The organism is Serratia sp. HMSC15F11 (assembly GCF_001808215.1).
GTDB lineage: Bacteria > Pseudomonadota > Gammaproteobacteria > Enterobacterales > Enterobacteriaceae > Serratia > Serratia nevei.
In genome coordinates this window covers 12,102-30,426 of the sequence record NZ_KV792406.1, presented here as the reverse complement: position 1 = coordinate 30,426, position 18,325 = coordinate 12,102, and the positions used below count along the sequence as shown (strand labels likewise).

14 protein-coding genes and 1 pseudogene are annotated in these 18,325 nt (G+C 55.2%); 12 read left to right on the top strand and 3 right to left on the bottom strand.

The features are described 5' to 3' along the window. The 12 genes and pseudogenes from HMPREF3138_RS25200 to HMPREF3138_RS06740 all read left to right on the top strand — a co-directional run. Positions 1–101, top strand: a pseudogene (locus tag HMPREF3138_RS25200) (elongation factor Tu); the annotation flags it as partial. 260 nt (positions 102–361) lie between these two features. Further along, positions 362–745 carry a preprotein translocase subunit SecE gene (gene secE, locus HMPREF3138_RS06790; RefSeq protein ID WP_004929916.1) on the top strand — a complete coding sequence of 128 codons (384 nt, stop codon included), beginning with the start codon at positions 362–364 and terminating at the stop codon, positions 743–745. Position 746: 1 nt separating this feature from the next. Further along, positions 747–1,292, top strand: coding sequence for a transcription termination/antitermination protein NusG (gene nusG / locus HMPREF3138_RS06785; protein ID WP_004929914.1), 546 nt, complete (start codon positions 747–749; stop codon positions 1,290–1,292). Positions 1,293–1,457: 165 nt separating this feature from the next. Beyond that, on the top strand, positions 1,458–1,886 hold the full coding sequence (gene rplK, locus HMPREF3138_RS06780; RefSeq protein WP_015376316.1) for a 50S ribosomal protein L11: 429 nt from the start codon (positions 1,458–1,460) through the stop codon (positions 1,884–1,886). Positions 1,887–1,889: 3 nt separating this feature from the next. Beyond that, positions 1,890–2,594: a 50S ribosomal protein L1 gene (rplA, locus tag HMPREF3138_RS06775; RefSeq protein WP_004929908.1), complete on the top strand. Its 705-nt coding sequence runs from the start codon at positions 1,890–1,892 to the stop codon at positions 2,592–2,594. Positions 2,595–2,932: 338 nt separating this feature from the next. Then, positions 2,933–3,430 carry a 50S ribosomal protein L10 gene (rplJ, locus tag HMPREF3138_RS06770; RefSeq protein WP_004929905.1) on the top strand — a complete coding sequence of 166 codons (498 nt, stop codon included), beginning with the start codon at positions 2,933–2,935 and terminating at the stop codon, positions 3,428–3,430. A gap of 63 nt (positions 3,431–3,493) precedes the next feature. After that, a complete protein-coding gene (gene rplL / locus HMPREF3138_RS06765; RefSeq protein ID WP_004929903.1) occupies positions 3,494–3,859 on the top strand; it encodes a 50S ribosomal protein L7/L12 in 366 nt (121 codons plus the stop codon). 332 nt (positions 3,860–4,191) lie between these two features. Further along, a complete protein-coding gene (gene rpoB, locus HMPREF3138_RS06760) occupies positions 4,192–8,220 on the top strand; it encodes a DNA-directed RNA polymerase subunit beta (protein ID WP_038872906.1) in 4,029 nt (1,342 codons plus the stop codon). Positions 8,221–8,338: 118 nt separating this feature from the next. Continuing rightward, on the top strand, positions 8,339–12,562 hold the full coding sequence (gene rpoC, locus HMPREF3138_RS06755) for a DNA-directed RNA polymerase subunit beta' (RefSeq protein ID WP_038872909.1): 4,224 nt from the start codon (positions 8,339–8,341) through the stop codon (positions 12,560–12,562). Between the two features lie 167 nt (positions 12,563–12,729). Further along, positions 12,730–13,176, top strand: coding sequence for a GNAT family N-acetyltransferase (locus HMPREF3138_RS06750; protein ID WP_038872911.1), 447 nt, complete (start codon positions 12,730–12,732; stop codon positions 13,174–13,176). Further along, positions 13,176–13,640, top strand: a complete 465-nt coding sequence (locus tag HMPREF3138_RS06745) for a putative pterin-binding protein (protein ID WP_038872912.1) — start codon at positions 13,176–13,178, stop codon at positions 13,638–13,640. Before HMPREF3138_RS06750 ends, HMPREF3138_RS06745 begins: the two co-directional genes overlap by 1 nt. A gap of 1 nt (position 13,641) precedes the next feature. Further along, positions 13,642–14,916 carry a sensor histidine kinase gene (locus tag HMPREF3138_RS06740; RefSeq protein ID WP_038872915.1) on the top strand — a complete coding sequence of 425 codons (1,275 nt, stop codon included), beginning with the start codon at positions 13,642–13,644 and terminating at the stop codon, positions 14,914–14,916. On the opposite strand, the gene HMPREF3138_RS06735 is transcribed toward HMPREF3138_RS06740, so the two are convergent. The 3 genes from HMPREF3138_RS06735 to HMPREF3138_RS06725 form a co-directional block, all read right to left on the bottom strand. Beyond that, positions 14,902–15,597 carry a helix-turn-helix domain-containing protein gene (locus HMPREF3138_RS06735; protein WP_049193488.1) on the bottom strand — a complete coding sequence of 232 codons (696 nt, stop codon included), beginning with the start codon at positions 15,595–15,597 and terminating at the stop codon, positions 14,902–14,904. The genes HMPREF3138_RS06740 and HMPREF3138_RS06735 overlap by 15 nt on opposite strands. Before the next feature lie 815 nt (positions 15,598–16,412). Continuing rightward, on the bottom strand, positions 16,413–17,546 hold the full coding sequence (thiH, locus tag HMPREF3138_RS06730; protein WP_038872921.1) for a 2-iminoacetate synthase ThiH: 1,134 nt from the start codon (positions 17,544–17,546) through the stop codon (positions 16,413–16,415). After that, the gene (locus HMPREF3138_RS06725) at positions 17,546–18,325 is read right to left on the bottom strand and encodes a thiazole synthase (protein ID WP_038872925.1); all 780 of its coding nucleotides are present in this window, start codon (positions 18,323–18,325) and stop codon (positions 17,546–17,548) included. The genes thiH and HMPREF3138_RS06725 overlap by 1 nt, the downstream gene beginning before the upstream one ends.

The following is an 18,325-nucleotide window of genomic DNA, read 5'->3' as shown; positions in this document are numbered from 1 at the left end:
CCCTGATCCACCCAATCGCGATGGACGACGGTCTGCGTTTCGCAATCCGTGAAGGCGGCCGTACCGTTGGCGCAGGTGTTGTTGCTAAAGTTATCGCTTAATCGCTGATAAAGTTTGACGCGACACGCGGTAAAAGGGCATCATTTGATGCCCTTTTTCTACGCTGTGAACTAGAACCTATCTCATCAGCGATTTTGCAGTCATAATCATTGGTGAGATGGGCTCTTAAACCGTATTGACTGAAATACGTCATAGCGTAAAACACCGGGATATTGCTAACGCGGTATCCGATCGGTTTGGTTTGCCTCGCAATGCGAGGCAAAGTTGTTTGTTCTGAATCATCATTGTGACAGGTTGGTTTATGAGTGCGAATACCGAGGCTCAAGGGAGCGGACGCGGCCTGGAAGCGGCAAAGTGGTTGATCGTCGCCGTTCTGTTGGTTGTGGCTATTGTCGGTAACTATTACTACCGTGATTTAAGCCTGCCATTGCGCGCGCTGGCAGTTGTGCTGATCATCGCCGTTGCAGGTGCAGTGGCTCTGATGACCACCAAAGGCAAAGCCACCGTTGCGTTTGCCCGCGAAGCGCGTACCGAAGTACGTAAAGTGATTTGGCCAACTCGTCAGGAAACGCTACACACCACGTTGATCGTTGCCGCGGTAACCGCCGTGATGTCACTGATTCTGTGGGGGCTGGATGGTATTCTGGTCCGTCTGGTGTCGTTTATTACTGGCCTGAGGTTCTAAAATGTCTGAAGCTCCAAAAAAACGTTGGTACGTCGTTCAGGCGTTTTCCGGTTTTGAAGGTCGCGTAGCACAATCGCTGCGTGAACACATCAAACTGCACGATATGGAAGAGCTGTTCGGCGAAGTGATGGTGCCTACGGAAGAAGTGGTTGAAATCCGTGGTGGCCAGCGTCGCAAGAGCGAGCGTAAGTTCTTCCCTGGCTACGTGCTGGTACAGATGGTGATGAATGACGCCAGCTGGCACCTGGTGCGCAGCGTACCGCGCGTCATGGGGTTCATCGGCGGTACGTCTGACCGTCCTGCGCCAATCAGCGATAAAGAAGTGGATGCGATCATGAACCGCCTGCAGCAGGTTGGTGACAAGCCGCGTCCGAAAACGCTATTCGAACCGGGCGAGCTGGTGCGCGTCAACGACGGCCCGTTTGCCGATTTCAACGGCGTGGTCGAAGAAGTCGATTACGAGAAGAGCCGCCTGAAAGTTTCCGTTTCCATCTTTGGTCGTGCAACGCCGGTGGAACTGGACTTCAGCCAGGTTGAGAAAGGCTGATCGAATAATCAGCAATGAGCGGCGCGTTGCCGCTTGTCAAAGGCGCGAAATTGAACTACAATTTCGCGCCTTTTGTTTTTAGATGCCTTGCCTGATGCATGTCGGGCGGGGTGAAACACGGGGAGCCTCTTGCGAGGCGATACTACCCAAACCGAGGAAATTTAAATGGCTAAGAAAGTACAAGCCTACGTCAAGCTGCAAGTTGCAGCTGGTATGGCGAACCCGAGCCCACCAGTGGGTCCAGCTCTGGGTCAGCAGGGCGTTAACATCATGGAATTCTGTAAGGCATTCAACGCTAAGACTGACAGCGTTGAAAAAGGTCTGCCGATTCCGGTTGTTATCACCGTTTATTCTGATCGCTCCTTCACTTTCGTTACCAAAACTCCGCCAGCAGCAGTTCTGCTGAAAAAAGCGGCTGGTATCAAGTCTGGTTCCGGTAAGCCGAACAAAGACAAAGTAGGTAAAGTGACCCGTGCTCAGGTACGTGAAATCGCAGAAACCAAAGCTGCGGACATGACTGGTTCTGACGTTGAAGCGATGACTCGCTCCATCGAAGGTACCGCTCGTTCCATGGGCCTGGTAGTGGAGGATTAAGAGATGGCTAAGCTGACCAAGCGCATGCGCGTGATCCGTGACAAAGTTGATGCTACTAAACAGTATGACATCACTGAAGCTGTTGCTCTGCTGAAAGAGCTGGCCACCGCTAAATTCGTAGAAAGCGTTGACGTTGCCGTTAACCTCGGCATCGACGCTCGTAAATCTGACCAAAACGTTCGTGGCGCTACCGTTCTGCCACACGGCACCGGTCGTTCCGTTCGCGTTGCCGTATTTACCCAAGGCGCTAACGCTGAAGCAGCGAAAGCTGCCGGCGCAGAGCTGGTAGGTATGGACGATCTGGCTGAGCAGATCAAGAAAGGCGAAATGAACTTCGACGTTGTTATTGCTTCCCCGGATGCAATGCGCGTTGTAGGTCAACTGGGCCAGATCCTGGGTCCACGCGGCCTGATGCCAAACCCGAAAGTGGGTACCGTTACTCCGAACGTTGCTGAAGCCGTGAAAAACGCTAAAGCAGGTCAGGTTCGCTACCGTAACGACAAAAACGGCATCATCCATACCACTATCGGTAAGGTTGATTTCGACGCAGACAAACTGAAAGAAAACCTGGAAGCCCTGCTGGTTGCGCTGAAAAAAGCGAAACCTTCTCAGGCGAAAGGCATGTACATCAAGAAAGTTAGCCTCTCCACCACCATGGGTGCTGGTGTTGCTATCGATCAGAGCGGTCTGTCTGCTGCAGCGAACTAATCGCACTTGCGATTATCGCTTTGACTTGGGGCCGAGATTTGTCTAGAATCTTATGCCCCAAGGTTTTGCTATTGGCTATGCCGTAGGCAAAACAAAGATTTTTCGGTTGGAGCCTGGCCTATCCAGGCCTCCGTCCAAGACCGCAGGTGTATCGCAAGATACTTAATCCTTCCTGCGTAGACGGTGACAGAGCCTAAGAAAATTTTTCTTTTTTATAAAAGAATGTCTTTGCTGGATTCTGCTCACCGTGTTAAGCCGCTCGGCGTGGCGTGTTACAAAGCGCCGAGTGAAGTGAGTTCCGGGGGATTTTCCCCGGCTAATCCAGGAGCAAAAAGCTAATGGCATTAAATCTTCAAGACAAACAAGCGATTGTTGCTGAAGTCAGCGAAGTAGCCAAAGGCGCGCTGTCTGCGGTTGTTGCGGATTCCCGCGGCGTTACCGTAGATAAAATGACTGAACTGCGTAAAGCAGGTCGTGAAGCTGGCGTTTACATGCGTGTTGTTCGCAACACCCTGATGCGTCGCGTAGTTGAAGGCACTCCATTCGAATGCCTGAAAGACACGTTTGTCGGTCCAACCTTGATTGCATTCTCTCACGAACACCCGGGCGCTGCTGCTCGTCTGTTCAAAGAGTTCGCGAAAGCGAATGCAAAATTCGAGGTTAAAGCTGCGGCCTTTGAAGGTGAGCTGATCCCAGCGGCGCAAATCGACCGCCTGGCGACGCTGCCAACTTACGAAGAAGCGATCGCACGCCTGATGGCAACCATGAAAGAAGCCGCTGCCGGCAAACTGGTTCGCACTCTGGCTGCAGTACGCGATCAGAAAGAAGCGGCGTAAGCCACTCTTTCTTAGCCTTTGCTAACGTATTTAAACTATTTCTGAATTTTAGGAACAATTGTTATGTCTATCACTAAAGACCAAATCCTGGAAGCAGTTGCCGCTATGTCCGTAATGGACGTTGTTGAACTGGTTTCCGCTATGGAAGAAAAATTCGGCGTTTCTGCTGCTGCTGCTGTAGCTGTTGCTGCTGGCCCAGCTGAAGCTGCTGAAGAGAAAACTGAATTCGACGTTATCCTGAAAGCTGCAGGCGCTAACAAAGTTGCTGTTATCAAAGCAGTACGTGGCGCTACCGGCCTGGGTCTGAAAGAAGCTAAAGACCTGGTTGAATCTGCTCCAGCCGCTCTGAAAGAAGGCGTGAGCAAAGATGACGCAGAAGCTCTGAAAAAATCTCTGGAAGAAGCTGGCGCAGAAGTTGAAGTTAAATAAGCCAACCTTTCCGGTTGCAGCCTAGTCTTTTAGGCTGATGGCTGGTGACTTTTTAGTCACCAGCCTTTTTGCGCTGTAGGGCGCCAGTAGCGTTTCACACTGTTTGGCTGCTGGTTTCGCCTCCCAATGTTTGTTTCTATTGACGACTTAATATACCGCGGTCTTTGCACTACCAGGAGTTCTGGGGGAAGGCGCGATGAAATGGTTTAAGCGTGATAGCAAGAGACATTGCGGAAAGTGTTCCCGCTTTCCGGTCGACAAAACGGTGCTGCATGAACTGTCCCTAATCGGACGGACAGATTGGGTCACTGATCAGCGAGCTGAGGAACCCTATGGTTTACTCCTATACCGAGAAAAAACGTATTCGTAAGGATTTTGGTAAACGTCCACAAGTGCTGGACATACCATATCTCCTTTCTATCCAGCTTGACTCGTTCCAGAAGTTTATCGAGCAAGATCCAGAAGGGCAGTACGGCCTTGAAGCCGCATTCCGTTCTGTTTTCCCTATCCAGAGCTACAGTGGCAATTCGGAGCTGCAATACGTTAGCTACCGTCTTGGTGAGCCGGTCTTCGACGTCAAAGAGTGCCAGATCCGTGGTGTGACGTTCTCTGCACCGCTGCGCGTAAAACTGCGCCTGGTTATCTATGAGCGCGAAGCGCCTGAAGGTACGGTCAAAGACATCAAGGAACAAGAAGTCTACATGGGCGAAATTCCGCTCATGACCGAAAACGGCACCTTCGTGATCAACGGTACTGAGAGGGTTATCGTATCTCAGTTGCACCGTAGTCCTGGCGTATTCTTCGACAGCGATAAGGGTAAAACCCACTCCTCGGGTAAAGTGCTGTACAACGCACGCATCATCCCTTACCGCGGTTCATGGTTGGACTTCGAGTTCGATCCGAAAGACAACCTGTTCGTGCGTATTGACCGTCGCCGCAAACTGCCTGCGACCATCATTCTGCGCGCGCTGAACTATACCACTGAACAGATCCTCGACCTGTTCTTTGACAAGATCGTCTTCGAAATCCGCGACAACAAGCTGCAGATGGAGCTGGTGCCAGAGCGCCTGCGTGGTGAGACCGCTTCGTTCGATATCGAAGCCAACGGCAAGATCTATGTAGAGAAAGGCCGTCGCATCACCGCTCGTCATATCCGTCAGCTGGAAAAAGACGACATTCAGAGCATTGAAGTACCGGTAGAGTACATCGCGGGCAAAGTGGTCGCGAAAGACTATATCGATACCAATACCGGCGAACTGATCTGCGCAGCCAACATGGAGCTGTCGCTGGATCTGCTGGCCAAACTGAGCCAGTCCGGCCACAAGCGCATCGAAACGCTGTTCACCAACGATCTGGACCACGGCGCGTATATCTCTGAAACGCTGCGTGTCGATCCGACCAGCGATCGTCTGAGCTCGCTGGTAGAAATCTACCGCATGATGCGTCCTGGTGAGCCGCCAACGCGCGAAGCTGCCGAAAGCCTGTTCGAGAACCTGTTCTTCTCCGAAGACCGCTACGATCTGTCCGCGGTGGGTCGCATGAAGTTCAACCGTTCTCTGCTGCGCGACGAGATCGAAGGTTCGGGCATCCTGAGCAAAGACGACATCATCGAAGTGATGAAGAAGCTCATCGATATCCGTAACGGCAAGGGCGAAGTGGACGATATCGACCACTTGGGCAACCGTCGTATCCGCTCCGTCGGCGAAATGGCCGAGAACCAGTTCCGCGTAGGTCTGGTGCGTGTTGAGCGTGCGGTGAAAGAGCGTCTGTCTCTGGGCGATCTGGATACCCTGATGCCTCAGGACATGATCAACGCCAAGCCGATTTCGGCGGCGGTGAAAGAGTTCTTCGGCTCCAGCCAGCTGTCCCAGTTCATGGACCAGAACAACCCGCTGTCCGAGATCACGCACAAGCGCCGTATCTCCGCACTGGGCCCGGGCGGTCTGACCCGTGAGCGCGCCGGCTTTGAAGTTCGAGACGTACACCCGACCCACTATGGCCGCGTGTGCCCAATCGAAACGCCGGAAGGTCCAAACATCGGTCTGATCAACTCCCTGTCCGTGTACGCACAGACTAACGAGTATGGCTTCCTGGAAACCCCGTACCGCCGCGTGCGTGACGGCGTGGTGACCGATGAAATCAACTACCTGTCTGCTATTGAAGAAGGCAACTTCGTTATCGCCCAGGCGAACTCCAACCTGGATGAAGAAGGCCGCTTCGTAGAAGACCTGGTCACCTGTCGTAGCAAAGGCGAATCAAGCCTGTTCAGCCGCGACCAGGTTGACTACATGGACGTATCCACCCAGCAGGTTGTTTCCGTTGGTGCTTCACTGATTCCATTCCTGGAACACGATGACGCCAACCGTGCATTGATGGGTGCGAACATGCAACGTCAGGCCGTACCAACCCTGCGTGCTGACAAGCCGCTGGTCGGTACCGGTATGGAACGCGCTGTAGCGGTTGACTCCGGCGTAACCGCCGTTGCCAAACGCGGCGGTGTGATCCAGTACGTGGATGCTTCCCGTATCGTTATCAAAGTTAACGAAGACGAGATGTATCCGGGCGAAGCAGGTATCGATATTTACAACCTGACCAAGTACACCCGTTCTAACCAGAACACCTGCATCAACCAGATGCCGTGTGTGAATCTGGGTGAGCCAATCGAGCGCGGCGACGTGCTGGCGGATGGCCCATCGACAGACCTGGGCGAGCTGGCACTGGGCCAGAACATGCGCGTAGCGTTCATGCCTTGGAACGGCTACAACTTCGAAGACTCCATCTTGGTCTCCGAGCGCGTGGTGCAGGAAGATCGCTTCACCACCATCCACATCCAGGAACTGGCGTGCGTGTCTCGCGACACCAAGCTGGGGCCTGAAGAGATCACCGCCGACATCCCTAACGTGGGTGAAGCTGCGCTCTCCAAGCTGGATGAATCCGGTATCGTGTATATCGGTGCGGAAGTGACCGGCGGTGACATTCTGGTCGGTAAGGTAACGCCTAAAGGCGAAACCCAGCTGACGCCGGAAGAGAAACTGCTGCGTGCGATCTTTGGTGAGAAAGCGTCTGACGTTAAAGACTCTTCTCTGCGTGTACCGAACGGCGTTTCCGGTACGGTTATCGACGTGCAGGTCTTCACCCGCGATGGCGTGGAAAAAGACAAGCGCGCGTTGGAAATCGAAGAGATGCAGCTGAAGCAGGCGAAGAAAGACCTGACTGAAGAACTGCAGATCCTGGAAGCCGGCCTGTTTGCACGTATCCACGCGGTGCTGGTTGCCGGTGGCATCGAAGCCGACAAGCTGAGCAAGCTGCCGCGCGATCGCTGGCTGGAACTGGGCCTGACCGACGAAGAGAAGCAAAACCAGCTGGAGCAGCTGGCTGAGCAGTACGACGAACTGAAATCCGACTTCGAGAAGAAGCTGGAAGCCAAGCGTCGTAAGATCACTCAGGGCGACGATCTGGCGCCGGGCGTGCTGAAAATCGTCAAGGTTTATCTGGCCGTTAAGCGTCAGATCCAACCGGGTGACAAGATGGCGGGCCGCCACGGTAACAAGGGTGTTATCTCCAAGATCAACCCGATCGAAGATATGCCTTACGATGAAAACGGCACGCCGGTAGACATCGTACTGAACCCGCTGGGCGTACCATCACGTATGAACATCGGTCAGATCCTGGAAACCCACCTGGGTATGGCTGCGAAAGGCATCGGTGAGAAGATCAACCAGATGCTGAAGCAGCAGCAGGAAGTGGCCAAGCTGCGTGAGTTCATCCAGAAGGCCTACGATCTGGGCGACGACGTTTGCCAGAAAGTTGACCTGAACACCTTCAGCGACGACGAAGTGCTGCGTCTGGCAGAGAACCTGAAAAAAGGTATGCCGATCGCAACGCCGGTGTTTGACGGTGCGAAAGAGACTGAAATCAAGAAGCTGCTGGAAATGGGCGGTATCCCGACCTCCGGTCAGATCACGCTGTTCGATGGCCGTACCGGTGAGCAATTCGAGCGCCAGGTTACTGTCGGCTATATGTACATGCTGAAACTGAACCACTTGGTTGACGATAAAATGCACGCCCGTTCAACCGGTTCTTACAGCTTGGTTACTCAGCAACCTTTGGGTGGTAAAGCGCAGTTCGGTGGTCAACGCTTCGGTGAGATGGAAGTGTGGGCACTGGAAGCATACGGCGCGGCTTATACCCTGCAGGAAATGCTCACCGTTAAGTCGGATGACGTTAACGGCCGTACCAAGATGTACAAAAACATCGTGGATGGCGACCACCGGATGGAGCCAGGCATGCCGGAATCCTTCAACGTACTGTTGAAAGAAATCCGCTCGCTCGGCATCAACATCGAACTGGAAGACGAGTAATCGTCATTCCGGCTCAGGCTCCCGGCCTAAGGGAGCCTGAGGGTGGTTGTTCAGGTCACACGGGTACCTACTGCGGTTGTGGGTACCCAACAGGTTTAACTCCGACAGGAGCCAATCCGTGAAAGACTTATTGAAGTTTCTGAAAGCGCAAACTAAGACCGAAGAGTTTGATGCGATCAAGATTGCTCTGGCCTCGCCAGACATGATCCGTTCGTGGTCGTTCGGTGAAGTTAAGAAGCCGGAAACCATTAACTACCGTACGTTCAAACCAGAGCGTGACGGCCTTTTCTGCGCCCGTATCTTCGGGCCGGTAAAAGATTACGAGTGCCTGTGCGGTAAGTACAAGCGCTTGAAACACCGCGGCGTGATCTGTGAGAAGTGCGGCGTTGAAGTGACCCAGACCAAAGTGCGTCGTGAGCGCATGGGCCACATCGAGCTGGCTTCGCCGACCGCGCACATCTGGTTCCTGAAATCGCTGCCATCCCGCATCGGTTTGCTGCTGGATATGCCGCTGCGTGACATCGAACGCGTACTGTACTTCGAATCCTATGTGGTGGTCGAAGGCGGTATGACCAACCTCGAGCGTCGTCAGATCCTGACCGAAGAGCAGTATCTGGACGCGCTGGAAGAGTTCGGTGACGAATTCGACGCCAAGATGGGTGCGGAAGCTATTCAGGCCCTGTTGAAAAACATGGATCTGGAAGCCGAGTGCGAACAGCTGCGTGAAGAGCTGAACGAAACCAACTCCGAAACCAAGCGCAAGAAGCTGACCAAGCGTATCAAGCTGCTGGAAGCGTTCGTACAGTCCGGTAACAAACCGGAGTGGATGATCCTGACCGTGCTGCCGGTACTGCCGCCGGATCTGCGTCCACTGGTTCCGCTGGATGGCGGTCGTTTCGCGACGTCGGATCTGAACGATCTGTATCGCCGCGTGATCAACCGTAACAACCGTCTGAAACGCCTGCTGGATCTGGCCGCGCCTGACATCATCGTGCGCAACGAAAAGCGTATGCTGCAAGAAGCGGTAGACGCCCTGCTGGATAACGGCCGTCGCGGTCGTGCCATCACCGGTTCCAACAAACGTCCTCTGAAATCTTTGGCCGACATGATCAAAGGTAAGCAGGGTCGTTTCCGTCAGAACCTGCTTGGTAAGCGTGTTGACTACTCAGGCCGTTCCGTAATCACCGTAGGTCCATACCTGCGTCTGCATCAGTGCGGTCTGCCTAAGAAGATGGCGCTGGAGCTGTTCAAACCGTTCATCTACGGCAAGTTGGAGCTGCGTGGCCTGGCCACCACCATCAAAGCCGCCAAGAAAATGGTTGAGCGTGAAGAAGCCGTCGTTTGGGATATCCTGGACGAAGTGATCCGCGAACACCCGGTACTGCTGAACCGTGCACCAACTCTGCACCGTTTGGGTATCCAGGCGTTTGAACCGGTACTGATCGAAGGTAAAGCGATCCAGCTGCACCCGCTGGTTTGTGCGGCCTATAACGCCGACTTCGATGGTGACCAGATGGCTGTTCACGTACCGCTGACGCTGGAAGCCCAGCTGGAAGCGCGTGCGCTGATGATGTCCACCAACAACATCCTGTCCCCAGCGAACGGCGAGCCAATCATCGTTCCTTCTCAGGACGTTGTACTGGGTCTGTACTACATGACCCGCGACTGTGTTAACGCCAAGGGCGAAGGCATGGTGCTGAACGGTTCCAAAGAAGCTGAGCGTGTTTACCGCGCCGGCCTGGCGTCGCTGCATGCGCGCGTTAAAGTGCGTATCACCGAAGACGTCAAAAACGCCGAAGGCGAATGGACTTCTCAGACCAGCATCATCGACACCACCATCGGCCGCGCCATCCTGTGGATGATCGTACCGAAAGGTCTGCCGTACTCGATCGTTAACCAGCCTTTGGGCAAGAAAGCGATCTCCAAGATGCTGAACACCTGTTACCGCATCCTGGGCCTGAAGCCGACCGTTATCTTTGCTGACCAGATCATGTACACCGGTTTTGCTTACGCAGCCCGTTCCGGCGCTTCCGTAGGTATCGACGACATGGTTATCCCGGCCAAGAAAGCGGAGATCATCGAAGAAGCGGAAACCGAAGTTGCCGAGATCCAGGAGCAGTTCCAGTCTGGTCTGGTTACCGCCGGCGAACGCTACAACAAAGTGATCGATATCTGGGCTGCAGCGAACGAACGCGTTGCGAAAGCGATGATGGAAAACCTGTCGGTAGAAGACGTGGTTAACCGTGACGGCGAAGTGGAACAGCAAGTTTCCTTCAACAGCATCTTTATGATGGCCGACTCCGGTGCGCGTGGTTCCGCCGCTCAGATTCGTCAGCTGGCCGGTATGCGTGGTCTGATGGCGAAGCCGGACGGCTCCATCATCGAAACGCCAATCACCGCGAACTTCCGTGAAGGTCTGAACGTACTCCAGTACTTCATCTCCACTCACGGTGCTCGTAAAGGTCTGGCGGATACCGCACTGAAAACCGCGAACTCCGGTTATCTGACCCGTCGTCTGGTTGATGTGGCGCAGGATCTGGTTGTGACCGAAGACGACTGTGGCACCCACGACGGCATCCTGATGACTCCGGTTATCGAAGGTGGCGACGTGAAAGAGCCACTGCGTGAACGCGTTCTGGGCCGTGTGACGGCAGAAGACGTCCTCAAGCCGGGTACGGCGGACATTCTGGTGCCACGCAACACCCTGCTGAACGAGAAGGCGTGTGACCTGTTGGAAGAGAACTCTGTCGACAGCGTTAAAGTCCGTTCCGTAGTGAGCTGTGAAACCGACTTTGGTGTGTGTGCAAACTGCTACGGTCGCGACCTGGCACGTGGCCACATCATCAACAAAGGTGAAGCTATCGGCGTTATCGCGGCACAGTCCATCGGTGAGCCGGGTACACAGCTGACGATGCGTACGTTCCACATCGGTGGTGCGGCATCTCGTGCGGCTGCTGAATCCAGCATCCAGGTGAAAAACAAGGGTAGCATCAAGCTGAGCAACGCGAAGTTCGTTATGAACGCCGCAGGCAAGCTGGTGATCACCTCGCGTAACACCGAGCTGAAACTGATCGACGAATTCGGCCGTACCAAAGAAAGCTACAAGGTGCCTTACGGCGCCGTGATGGGCAAAGGCGACGGTGAAGAAGTTAACGGCGGCGAAACCGTTGCTAACTGGGATCCGCACACCATGCCGGTCATCAGTGAAGTCAGCGGCTTCATTCGCTTCGCGGACATGGTCGACGGCCAGACCATTACTCGCCAGACCGACGAACTGACCGGTTTGTCTTCTCTGGTAGTTCTGGACAGCGCAGAGCGTACCGGTAGCGGTAAAGACCTGCGTCCGGCACTGAAAATCGTTGACGCTCAGGGCGAAGACGTATTGATCCCTGGCACCGATATGCCTGCTCAATACTTCCTGCCGGGCAAAGCGATCGTTCAGCTGGAAGACGGCATTCAGATCGGTGCGGGTGATACCCTGGCGCGTATTCCTCAGGAATCCGGCGGTACCAAGGATATTACCGGTGGTCTGCCGCGTGTTGCCGACCTGTTCGAAGCACGTCGTCCGAAAGAGCCGGCAATCCTGGCTGAAATCAGCGGGATTATCTCGTTCGGTAAAGAGACCAAAGGCAAACGTCGCCTGGTGATCTCTCCGCTGGACGGTAGCGACGCTTACGAAGAGATGATTCCGAAATGGCGTCAGCTCAACGTGTTCGAAGGCGAAGTGGTGGAACGTGGCGACGTCGTCTCCGACGGCCCAGAGTCTCCGCACGACATTCTGCGTCTGCGTGGCGTGCATGCGGTTACCCGCTACATCACCAACGAAGTGCAGGAAGTTTACCGTCTGCAAGGCGTTAAGATTAACGATAAGCACATCGAAGTTATCGTTCGTCAGATGCTGCGTAAAGGCACCATCGTTAGCGCTGGTGGCTCCGAGTTCCTGGAAGGCGAGCAGGCTGAAGTGTCTCGCGTCAAGATTGCCAACCGTCAGCTGGAAGCTGAAGGTAAGATCCCGGCAACCTTCTCGCGCGATCTGCTGGGTATCACCAAGGCTTCCTTGGCGACCGAGTCCTTCATCTCCGCTGCATCGTTCCAGGAAACGACGCGCGTTCTGACCGAAGCTGCCGTAGCCGGCAAGCGCGATGAACTGCGTGGCCTGAAAGAGAACGTCATCGTGGGCCGTCTGATCCCAGCCGGTACCGGTTACGCTTATCATCAGGATCGCATGCGTCGCCGTGCTCAGGGTGAAGCGCCGGTTGTTCCGCAAGTCAGCGCGGAAGAAGCGACGGCTAACCTGGCCGAGCTGCTCAACGCAGGCCTGGGCGGCAGCGACGACGAGTAATCGTCATCCGCGCCGCGGGCCCGGCATGCCGGGCCCATCGCCAGATAAACCGCTCCCTCGGGGGCGGTTTTTTTTCGCCTCATGCCGGGGCCGAGCAAACTTTGCTACTATGGTTACAGCAGAAATTGACCGGTGCTTTTTACCTGACAACCAAGGACAGTGCGAACATGGACAGCCTCATTACCTTCGAAAAATTGACGGCGCAACACCTGCCTTACCTGTATGAGATCCGCTTTTCCGTTGAAGAAAACCTGCTGCACCCGCATCAGATCCAGTACCTGCAGCGCACACAGGCGCTGGAGGACATCAACCAGGGCGGCGGCTGGATCTGCAAGTATGGCGACGACTATGCCGGCGTTGGCTTCGGATTGTTCATCCCTGAACCGCTGATCGGCGGTCTGTTCGTGAAGCCGGAATACCAGTCGCTGGGTATCGGTTCCGCCCTGTTGGCGCGGGTCACCGCCTGGATGTTTGAGCACGGCGCCGAAGCGATCCACTTAACCACCGATCCCGGCTCCAAAGCCGAAGGCTTTTATCAACATCACGGTTGGGCCGTGGTCGGGCAGGATGAGTTCGGCCAGGCCGAACTGGTAAAACGTAAAGAGGGTGAATAATGACAATCAAAGGATTGATGACGTTACTGCTGCTTTCGCTGTTCAGCGCACCGCTGCAGGCGGCCGTTGATTATTTTTACCTGAAACCGCTCGACGGCGAGAAGATCAAGATAACCCGGCAGATGCTGGAGGCGATGCCGTCGCACACGATTAAAACCTCGACCAATTTCACCTCGGAAGATACGTTCACCGGCGTTGAGTTTGCGGAGCTGGTGAAAGCCTATCACCTGAAAGGCCAGTCGGTGCGCGCTTTCGCCTGGGACGATTACTCTTACTCGATGCCGATTGATGAGATGATTAAGTACCGCGTGATCGTCGCCTATCAGCGCGGCGGTAAGCCGATCGACGTTGGGGAGCTGGGGCCGTTCGCCATTATTTATCCGCGCGATGGCTACGCCGAGCTGAATAACCTGGATGTGAATGCGAAAACTGTCTGGCAAGTTAAACGGCTGGAGCTGAAATAAGATGAGCAAAAAACTGATCGGTGCTCTTATCGCGTTGGTTGCCATCTTCTCCTTATTGATTTTGTTGATTGCCATTAACTTTGGCGGCGTAAAAGAGCGCTATAAGCAGATCGAGCCCAATCTGGACAACTACTCGGTGGCCGAGATCCTTTTTCTGGCGTTTGAAAGAACCAAAACCGCGCTGCTGCTCAGTGAAAACAACGACTACGATGCTTTCCAGATCAAAAAGAAAATCTTCTACTCGAAGATTCAGATCCTGGAGAGCCGTTCGACCTTCAGCGACTCTTTTTATTATGACGACGAGTTTATCAAGAATGTTGCGCTACTGAAGCAGCAGTACCGCACGTTGGACAATCTCTCCGCCGGCTTGCTGGTGGGACAGAAAAACAAGGCGGACATTCTCGCTTATATGGATGATATCGAGGGCACGCTGGTCGATATCCAGGAAATTATTTATCGGATACAGATTAAAAACTTTACCGAAGTGAAAGGCATCATTCAGGACAACTCAAGTAAAGCCGAGATGTTCGCCCTCTTTTCGCTGATTTTGGTGTTCCTGATGATGTTCCTGGTGCTGAGGAATGCCTTCTCGTTGAAAGAGATCATCAAGAACAAGAACATCTTTATTTCTTCCATCTACCACGAGATCGCCGGCTCGACCCAGGCCATCGTCATTGCCGCAGATATCATGGAACACGAGCTGGCGCAGGAAGAGCTGAAAAAAGAAGCCCGCCTGATCTCCTATCACGGTAATAAGATCGCCGAACAAACGCGCGAGGTGATGGATTATTCTCGGCTTGAGATGGGAGAAGTTAAAATCAATATTTCTACCTTCCGGCTGAATGAGGTGGTGGACGATGCCGTAACCGGCATCGGCGCCGGGCGCGGCAATCGCCTCGTGATTCACCGTTCGTCTTATGCCGGCCTGATTGGTTCTGATAAATACAAGCTCTACCGAATATTGGCCAACCTGCTCAGCAACGCGGACAAATTTACCCACCGGGGCGTGGTTACCCTCAATGTGAAGCTGTGCCACGGCAACCTGTATTTGCGGGTAAAAGATACCGGCATCGGGTTTAACGTCGATAACCTGGATAGGTTATATAAGGCGTTCAATCAGGGGGTGGAAAGGGAAACGCGGCAGGGGTTGGGGCTGGGGCTGACCATTATCAAAAATTACGTCACGACGATGAAAGGCACCATTAAAGCCAAATCCGTCGAAGGAGTAGGCTCATCGTTTTTGATCCGCATCCCGGTCAAACTAATTAAAGAATAGGTTCGACAGCAGCAGCGAGGAGATAATCAGCGGCTTGGTCGGTTTTTCCACCAGGTGCACGTCATAGTGCAGGATCATATCGCCGATGTTTTTCTCGTAGTGATTCAGCTGGCCGGTCAGAATAATAATGCGGGCGTGCGGATCGAGAACGTCTTTAATTTTTTTCACGACGCGTTCGGAGGTCTCGCCGAAATCCAACAGCCAGTCCAGAATAAACGCCTCAAAGGACTGCTGTTCCAGCGCGGCCAGCATGGCGTCCGCCGTCTGAAAGGTCTCAGTCTCGATGCCGTATCGGCTGGCGATCTTCTTCAACAGTTCGAGAATATCGCCGTCATTATCCAGGATCGCGATACGCGGGGCCGGCAGGAAGTCTATCTTGTTGACTTTGTATAGCGGAGCATCGGCGGCATGTTCCCGATTGGTGCTGATGATAAAAAGATCGTCTTTTTTGTAGGCGTAGGTTTCGTCGTTGTCCGCTTGCGTGACCGGGCACTCGTCGACCTCAATGTTGCAGCGCTTGTGAATGCTGTTCATGATAAAGACGCCGTTATGCGTCCTTTGGCCGGCAAAGGGCTCGTTGAAATACTGGAAAACCTTTTTGACTTCATCGAGGGTAATGCCTCTTTTGCCATCCAGTTTCTGTTTGGCGCTGTTGTATTGAAGGTTCAGTATGTTGGCCATCGTGGAGGCATGCTTTCTGTCGCCAACTCCTTTCAGAGTGAGCAACGCGCTGATTGCATCGATGTAATTTGGCGTTTTCTTCATGACAACCTTGGCTTTTTTGATGTTGACCGCGAGCGCTGAAAAACCTGCGCAAGAACCCGTGCTGGATTATAGATGATGCTCCGGAGCTTGCGGCGATATCAGTTTGATTTTCCTTGGCAAACTCATAAAACACTCGATAATAAATAAAAAAACACTCAAAAGACATTCACATTTAACCGTTTATGTGGTTAATTAGCGCACATACTGTGTGATTCGCGTCCTGGGGGGGTGCCAGTCTCACAAAATAAACCGCCTGCTCTTGTCCGTAAGCAGGGAGCAGGCGGCAAAAAGATCCGCGGCCAACACCAGGGCCATTGGCAGCACCGGGGATGACTACTCGAACCTCTCTTCGTCGCTGTACCTTCTTTTTCCTCTTTCCCCACTTTTCTACCGCAACAGCGTCCTCTGAGTCTCACCGCTGAGTGAGTGCCGAGCACCGTTATGCCACATGTCCTTTAGCCGACAAGACAACCTGTCCGTACACCCTTACAGGCTGCGATATGCCATATGCGCGTTGCCGCGGACGAGGGCCCGGTGTCGCGCAGGAGAATCTCCGGCGCGATCCGGGATGGGATAAGGCGGGGCCATCGAGAGGGAGACGGCCCCGGCCGGCGCCGGGTTTGGCGGCCGGCAAGGCCACTATAGCCGGCGGGCCTGCCGGCGCCAGCGCCACCGTTTGGCATTGCGCGGTCGTTCCAGCGTTTTCTTCACGCGGCGGTAAACGTTGCCGCTTATTGCGCGCTGCGTCCCAGATAATCGTCCCAGTCTTTCCACACCGGCTGCAGCCCGGCATTGCTGATGGCCTCGGCGACCTGCTGCGGCGTGCGGCCGTCGTGCGGCTCGAACTGTTCCAACTCCGGCGGTACGTCGTCGGCATAGCCGCCGGGCTGCGTCTTGGATCCGGCGCTGACGCTGTTGATCGCTACCGGGATCATATGATCGCGGAAGTACGGCGACTCACGCGTAGACAGCGACAGCTCAACGTCCGGCGCGAACAGCCGGAAGGCGCAGATCAGCTGCACCAGCTGAGGCTCGCTCATGATCGACGCCGGCTCAATGCCGCCGGCGCAGGGGCGCAGGCGCGGGAACGAGATCGAGTAGCGGCTCTGCCAGTAGGTTTGCTGCAGGTAGAACAGATGTTCCGCCAGCAGGTAACAGTCGGTGCGCCAGCTGTTGGACAGGCCGATCAACGCGCCGAGGCCGATCTTGTCGATCCCGGCGCGCCCCAGGCGATCCGGCGTGGCCAGACGCCAATGGAAATCCTGCTTCTGGCCGCGCAGATGGTGCTGCAGATAGGTGGCCGGATGGTAGGTTTCCTGATACACCAGCACGCCGTCCAGGCCCAGCGCTTTCAGTTCGGCGTACTCGTCCTGCGCCAGCGGCTGAACTTCCATCATCAGCGAGCTGAAGTGGCGGCGGATCGCCGGAATGTGCTGACGGAAATAGTCCATGCCAACCTTGGTCTGATGCTCGCCGGTGACCAGCAACAAGTGTTCGAACCCCAGCGCCTTGATGGCTTCGCACTCGCGTGCGATCTCCGCCGCATCGAGCGTTTTGCGCTTGATGCGGTTGCTCATCGAAAAGCCACAGTAGGTGCAGTCGTTGGCACACAGGTTAGAGAGGTACAGCGGCACATAGAAGCTGACGACGTTGCCGAAGCGCTGACGGGTCAGCTGCTGCGCGCGCTGCGCCAGCGGTTCCAGATACGGCGCGGCGGCGGGAGAGATCAGCGCCATAAAGTCGTCGCGCGTCAGCTTGTCGGCGTTCAACGCGCGTTCCACGTCGCGTGCGGTTTTGCCGTTGATGCGCAGCGTAATGTCGTCCCAATCCAGCTGTTGCCAGCGGCTACTGAAATCGTCGCCCATCACTGTGCCTCCTCCGGCTGGCTGAGGAAGGCGGTCAGCGGGCTTGAGGCGGCCGCACCGCGCTGACTAGCGCCCAATCCGGCGCTGCGCGCCAGCTCGCCGGCCTCCAGCGCCAGGCGAAACGCCCGCGCCATTTGCACCGGGTCGTGCGCCACGGCGATGGCGGTATTCACCAGCACCGCGTCGGCGCCCAGTTCCATCGCTTCCAGCGCGTGGCTCGGCGCGCCGATGCCGGCGTCGACCACCACCGGCACCTTGGCCTGCTCGATGATGATCTCGAGGAAGTCACGGGTGCGCAGACCGCGGTTGGAGCCGATAGGGGCGCCGAGCGGCATCACCGCCGCACAGCCCACCTCTTCCAGCCGTTTGCACAGCACCGGATCGGCACCGCAGTAGGGCAGCACCACAAAACCGTCTTTCACCAGCGTTTCCGCCGCCTTCAGCGTTTCTATCGGATCCGGCAGCAGGTATTTCACATCGGGATGGATCTCCAGCTTCACCCAGTGGGTGCCGAGCGCTTCACGCGCCAGCCGGGCGGCGAACACCGCTTCGGCGGCGGTTTTGGCGCCGGAGGTGTTGGGCAGCAGCCGGGCGCCCAACTGCTGCAGCGGCGCCAAAATGGCGTCGTTGCCGCCGCGCAGATCGACGCGCTTCATGGCCATGGTCACCAGCTGTGAGCCGGAGGCCGCCAGCGCCTCCAGCATCAACGCCGGGGTGGCGAACTTGCCGGTGCCGGTGAACAGGCGCGAGGTAAAAGTGGTATCGGCGATTTTCAGCAT